Source organism: Gilliamella sp. M0364 (genome assembly GCF_016100565.1).
Classification (GTDB): Bacteria; Pseudomonadota; Gammaproteobacteria; order Enterobacterales; family Orbaceae; genus Gilliamella; species Gilliamella apis.
Window position 1 is genome coordinate 1 of sequence record NZ_JACFSF010000018.1, and the last position, 1,658, is coordinate 1,658.

The following is a 1,658-nucleotide window of genomic DNA, read 5'->3' on the forward strand; positions in this document are numbered from 1 at the left end:
CCGCTTATACAACAAATGTTATTCACGGTAATGGCCCTTATTTAACTTTTGATGGTGGTCAAACACGCGCGATAGACTTAGACGAACTGATGAAGATATCCTTCTCTGATGGTACGACATTAACACCGGAAAGTAATAACTCAAATTCATCACATGCTATTTTACTGCCGGTTGCCGGTCAGAGTTTTGCCGATATTGATATGTTGGTGCCAACTAATGTTAATGCCATACCGTTGAGTACCCTTATCGGTACGCCTTATAACTATTGGGATGATGATGATGGCGATGGTGATTTTACCGTTACAGGGCAGTTGCATTTATCTATCCTTGATAAATTTGACCGTCCGGTTACTCGTAACAATGTGCCGACCATTTGTAAAGCACCTTATCGAGTGATATTAAGAACTGATGATGTTATCTTATCCACCCGCTATGGTATCCCTAAAAGTACGTCTTTTACTGCAAGTACTGTCACTTATTATATTAAACCACAGCCAACAGCGGATATTTGCTCTGCCAGACCTCTGTTAGAATATAACGGCGAACGTGCTGGTCCTTTTTCTATGTGGGACACAGGCTTAGGGTTTCTTGTTCAGTCATCCGAACCGTCATCTTATGGTCTGAATTTTCCTACTACTGGCGCAGATGGTTTATATTTTGATTTGGTGCTAGGTAGTATTGATACGCAATTAACATGGGATCCTGTTTCACCTAAGGGAGATATTAAAGCGACTATGACCTATTTAAATATCTCAGACCCTAGTATTGTCCGGGTCACCTTAAATGGTCCCGTGGCTACACCGCAGCAATGGCGTGTAGATGATCCGGGTTGGGCAGGTAAGAAAATAATTGCTCCATTATTGCCTCAGACATTTGAGTTGGTGGGTAAAGGTAAAGATAGTCACAATAATGATATCATGTTGAAGTATGGTTTTGTGTTAAAGCAGTGGTTTGTCAACCGAGGTAGTAAAACAGCGGTAGCTTCCAGACAGGGATCATGGTGTCTTAATCTAGGTTTAGGTTTAGGTTATCGTCTTCCACGCCTTAGAGAATTAACTAACGCATCATTCTGTTCTGGCTCTTATTTCTGCCCAAAAAGCGATTATCCATCAAATACTTATCATTATTCGCGACGAATTGGAGCCGGATTTTTAGCTGAGTGGGGTGATATGACTAGATACAAGGATGAGGCGAGAAACCACTATTCTTATTGGTCGAGTGAACCGGTGCCAACTAATCCGGAAAAACCTAATGATACAAGCAATAGCACCACCCAGTATGCCGCGACCGCTGTTTACGGTATGATTAAAGATCCCCCTATAAAAAACGGTGATGCTGCAGTATTTTGCGTCACGGGGGATGAGAAGAAAGAAGATAAATAAATTTATTAGCGCCTTAAAAAGGCGCTAATTGACGTGGCTGATAAAAATACGACACAACTTAATTACCCGTACCAATAGGTTTATTTTTCCGGAGCAGGGTTTTTACAGAAAGGTTAATACTGTGTTTTAAAGACTTAACTTCCTAATAATATTTACAAAATTTAACAATTAAACCTTTAAATACAGTTGCGTAGATTTTTTTCAAGCACTATACTCTATAGATGATTTTAACCGCAATATTCGGTGATAATTTAGTCAGTCAAGCTGAAATAAAGT

At 40.0% G+C, this 1,658-nt stretch carries 1 pseudogene; it reads left to right on the forward strand.

What is annotated here, in order from left to right:
* Positions 1 to 1,382 (forward strand): annotated as a pseudogene (locus H3U96_RS11045) (hypothetical protein); the annotation flags it as partial.
* Between the last annotated feature and the right edge of the window lie 276 nt (positions 1,383 to 1,658).